Here is a 4,934-nt window from a genome sequence, read left to right on the forward strand (position 1 = left end):
TCGGATCAGATAGCAAAAGTATCAAGAGTCTCACACTAAAGTAAGTCAGGTTTATGAAGTGATTCATATTCCTGTCAGCTTTGAGTGAGCGACCGGTTCTTAACCGAACCGAAAACAGTAACAGGTTTAAACTGAAGAGTTTGATCCTGGCTCAGATTGAACGCTGGCGGCATGCCTTACACATGCAAGTCGAACGGCAGCACGGGTGCTTGCACCTGGTGGCGAGTGGCGAACGGGTGAGTAATACATCGGAACATGTCCTGTAGTGGGGGATAGCCCGGCGAAAGCCGGATTAATACCGCATACGATCTACGGATGAAAGCGGGGGACCTTCGGGCCTCGCGCTATAGGGTTGGCCGATGGCTGATTAGCTAGTTGGTGGGGTAAAGGCCTACCAAGGCGACGATCAGTAGCTGGTCTGAGAGGACGACCAGCCACACTGGGACTGAGACACGGCCCAGACTCCTACGGGAGGCAGCAGTGGGGAATTTTGGACAATGGGCGAAAGCCTGATCCAGCAATGCCGCGTGTGTGAAGAAGGCCTTCGGGTTGTAAAGCACTTTTGTCCGGAAAGAAATCCTTGGCTCTAATACAGTCGGGGGATGACGGTACCGGAAGAATAAGCACCGGCTAACTACGTGCCAGCAGCCGCGGTAATACGTAGGGTGCAAGCGTTAATCGGAATTACTGGGCGTAAAGCGTGCGCAGGCGGTTTGCTAAGACCGATGTGAAATCCCCGGGCTCAACCTGGGAACTGCATTGGTGACTGGCAGGCTAGAGTATGGCAGAGGGGGGTAGAATTCCACGTGTAGCAGTGAAATGCGTAGAGATGTGGAGGAATACCGATGGCGAAGGCAGCCCCCTGGGCCAATACTGACGCTCATGCACGAAAGCGTGGGGAGCAAACAGGATTAGATACCCTGGTAGTCCACGCCCTAAACGATGTCAACTAGTTGTTGGGGATTCATTTCCTTAGTAACGTAGCTAACGCGTGAAGTTGACCGCCTGGGGAGTACGGTCGCAAGATTAAAACTCAAAGGAATTGACGGGGACCCGCACAAGCGGTGGATGATGTGGATTAATTCGATGCAACGCGAAAAACCTTACCTACCCTTGACATGGTCGGAATCCTGCTGAGAGGTGGGAGTGCTCGAAAGAGAACCGGCGCACAGGTGCTGCATGGCTGTCGTCAGCTCGTGTCGTGAGATGTTGGGTTAAGTCCCGCAACGAGCGCAACCCTTGTCCTTAGTTGCTACGCAAGAGCACTCTAAGGAGACTGCCGGTGACAAACCGGAGGAAGGTGGGGATGACGTCAAGTCCTCATGGCCCTTATGGGTAGGGCTTCACACGTCATACAATGGTCGGAACAGAGGGTTGCCAACCCGCGAGGGGGAGCTAATCCCAGAAAACCGATCGTAGTCCGGATTGCACTCTGCAACTCGAGTGCATGAAGCTGGAATCGCTAGTAATCGCGGATCAGCATGCCGCGGTGAATACGTTCCCGGGTCTTGTACACACCGCCCGTCACACCATGGGAGTGGGTTTTACCAGAAGTGGCTAGTCTAACCGCAAGGAGGACGGTCACCACGGTAGGATTCATGACTGGGGTGAAGTCGTAACAAGGTAGCCGTATCGGAAGGTGCGGCTGGATCACCTCCTTTCCAGAGCTTCTCGCAAAATTGAGCGCTCACGCTTATCGGCTGTTGATTAAGACAGACTAGCTGTCTGCGGTATAAACCGGTTATAATGCCGGCCGCTTTCAATAATCTTCAATGACAAACATTCGAATGAAGTTTGGTTCGAGTTTTTCTCATTGGCGATTGAGCCAGTCAGAGCGGTACGAAAGTATCGGCTGTCGTTCTTTAACAATCTGGAAGAAGTAAGTAATTTGGATAGCGGAAGCGTCTTGAGATGGACGTGGAAACTATCCGGGTTGTGATTGTATCGATGTATCTCAAGATGATTCGAACTCTATGTTTGACTCAATTGGAATACGGCACAACGCGAGAACTCAACCTGTAACGAGACAGACTCGTTATAGGGTCAAGCGAACAAGTGCATGTGGTGGATGCCTTGGCGATCACAGGCGATGAAGGACGCGGTAGCCTGCGAAAAGCTACGGGGAGCTGGCAAACAAGCTTTGATCCGTAGATGTCCGAATGGGGAAACCCACTCCTTTTGGAGTATCCATGGCTGAATACATAGGCCATGTGAAGCGAACGCGGTGAACTGAAACATCTAAGTAACCGCAGGAAAAGAAATCAACCGAGATTCCCAAAGTAGTGGCGAGCGAAATGGGATGAGCCTTGCACTCTTTATTTGTATTGTTAGCCGAACGCTCTGGAAAGTGCGGCCATAGCAGGTGATAGCCCTGTAGGCGAAAACAGTATGAAAGAACTAGGTGTGCGACAAGTAGGGCGGGACACGTGAAATCCTGTCTGAAGATGGGGGGACCATCCTCCAAGGCTAAATACTCGTGATCGACCGATAGTGAACCAGTACCGTGAGGGAAAGGCGAAAAGAACCCCGGGAGGGGAGTGAAATAGATCCTGAAACCGCATGCATACAAACAGTCGGAGCCTCGTAAGGGGTGACGGCGTACCTTTTGTATAATGGGTCAGCGACTTACGTTCAGTAGCAAGCTTAACCGTATAGGGCAGGCGTAGCGAAAGCGAGTCCGAATAGGGCGTTCAGTTGCTGGGCGTAGACCCGAAACCAGGTGATCTATCCATGGCCAGGATGAAGGTGCGGTAACACGTACTGGAGGTCCGAACCCACTAACGTTGAAAAGTTAGGGGATGAGCTGTGGATAGGGGTGAAAGGCTAAACAAACCTGGAAATAGCTGGTTCTCTCCGAAAACTATTTAGGTAGTGCCTCGTGTCTCACCTTCGGGGGTAGAGCACTGTCATGGTTGGGGGGTCTATTGCAGATTACCCCGCCATAGCAAACTCCGAATACCGAAGAGTGCAATCACGGGAGACAGACATCGGGTGCTAACGTCCGGTGTCAAGAGGGAAACAACCCAGACCGCCAGCTAAGGTCCCCAAATATAGCTAAGTGGGAAACGAAGTGGGAAGGCTAAAACAGTCAGGAGGTTGGCTTAGAAGCAGCCACCCTTTAAAGAAAGCGTAATAGCTCACTGATCGAGTCGTCCTGCGCGGAAGATGTAACGGGGCTAAGCTATATACCGAAGCTGCGGATGCGTGCTTGCACGCATGGTAGGAGAGCGTTCCGTAAGCCTGCGAAGGTGCCTTGTAAAGGGTGCTGGAGGTATCGGAAGTGCGAATGCTGACATGAGTAGCGATAAAGGGGGTGAAAGGCCCCCTCGCCGTAAGCCCAAGGTTTCCTACGCAACGTTCATCGGCGTAGGGTGAGTCGGCCCCTAAGGCGAGGCAGAAATGCGTAGCTGATGGGAAGCAGGTCAATATTCCTGCACCATTGTTAGATGCGATGGGGGGACGGATCGCGGAAGGTTGTCCGGGTGTTGGAAGTCCCGGTCGCTGCATTGGAGAAGGCACTTAGGCAAATCCGGGTGCGTAATTCAAGGGTGTGGCGCGAGCTTCTTCGGAAGCGAAGCAATTGGAAGTGGTTCCAAGAAAAGCCTCTAAGCTTCAGTCTAACGATGACCGTACCGCAAACCGACACAGGTGGGCGAGATGAGTATTCTAAGGCGCTTGAGAGAACTCGGGAGAAGGAACTCGGCAAATTGGTACCGTAACTTCGGGATAAGGTACGCCCTTGTAGCTTGACTGGCCTGCGCCAGGAGGGTGAAGGGGTTGCAATAAACTGGTGGCTGCGACTGTTTAATAAAAACACAGCACTCTGCAAACACGAAAGTGGACGTATAGGGTGTGACGCCTGCCCGGTGCCGGAAGATTAAATGATGGGGTGCAAGCTCTTGATTGAAGTCCCGGTAAACGGCGGCCGTAACTATAACGGTCCTAAGGTAGCGAAATTCCTTGTCGGGTAAGTTCCGACCTGCACGAATGGCGTAACGATGGCCACACTGTCTCCTCCCGAGACTCAGCGAAGTTGAAGTGTTTGTGATGATGCAATCTACCCGCGGCTAGACGGAAAGACCCCATGAACCTTTACTGTAGCTTTGCATTGGACTTTGAACCGATCTGTGTAGGATAGGTGGGAGGCTATGAAACCGGAACGCTAGTTTCGGTGGAGCCGTCCTTGAAATACCACCCTGGTTTGTTTGAGGTTCTAACCTTGGCCCGTGATCCGGGTCGGGGACAGTGCATGGTAGGCAGTTTGACTGGGGCGGTCTCCTCCCAAAGCGTAACGGAGGAGTACGAAGGTACGCTAGGTACGGTCGGAAATCGTGCTGATAGTGCAATGGCATAAGCGTGCTTAACTGCGAGACCGACAAGTCGAGCAGGTGCGAAAGCAGGTCATAGTGATCCGGTGGTTCTGTATGGAAGGGCCATCGCTCAACGGATAAAAGGTACTCTGGGGATAACAGGCTGATACCGCCCAAGAGTTCATATCGACGGCGGTGTTTGGCACCTCGATGTCGGCTCATCTCATCCTGGGGCTGTAGCCGGTCCCAAGGGTATGGCTGTTCGCCATTTAAAGAGGTACGTGAGCTGGGTTTAAAACGTCGTGAGACAGTTTGGTCCCTATCTGCCGTGGGCGTTGGATATTTGAAGGGGGCTGCTCCTAGTACGAGAGGACCGGAGTGGACGAACCTCTGGTGTACCGGTTGTCACGCCAGTGGCATCGCCGGGTAGCTATGTTCGGAAGAGATAACCGCTGAAAGCATCTAAGCGGGAAACTCGCCTTAAGATGAGATATCCCTGGGGACTAGATCCCCTTGAAGGGTCGTTCGAGACCAGGACGTTGATAGGTCAGGTGTGTAAGCGCAGTAATGCGTTCAGCTAACTGATACTAATTGCCCGTAAGGCTTGATCCTATAACAAGTCTG

General features: G+C 52.5%; 2 rRNA genes. Both read left to right on the top strand.

Going from position 1 to position 4,934, the window contains the following annotated elements:
• The first annotated feature begins 128 nt into the window (after positions 1 to 128).
• A 16S ribosomal RNA gene (locus tag ABY44_RS32765) occupies positions 129 to 1,661 on the top strand.
• 380 nt (positions 1,662 to 2,041) lie between these two features.
• A 23S ribosomal RNA gene (locus ABY44_RS32770) occupies positions 2,042 to 4,922 on the top strand.
• Together the 16S and 23S rRNA genes form the textbook arrangement of a ribosomal RNA operon.
• The last annotated feature ends 12 nt before the right edge of the window (positions 4,923 to 4,934 follow it).

Source organism: Burkholderia sp. ZZQ-2, assembly GCF_050768715.1.
Lineage (GTDB): Bacteria > Pseudomonadota > Gammaproteobacteria > Burkholderiales > Burkholderiaceae > Burkholderia > Burkholderia cepacia.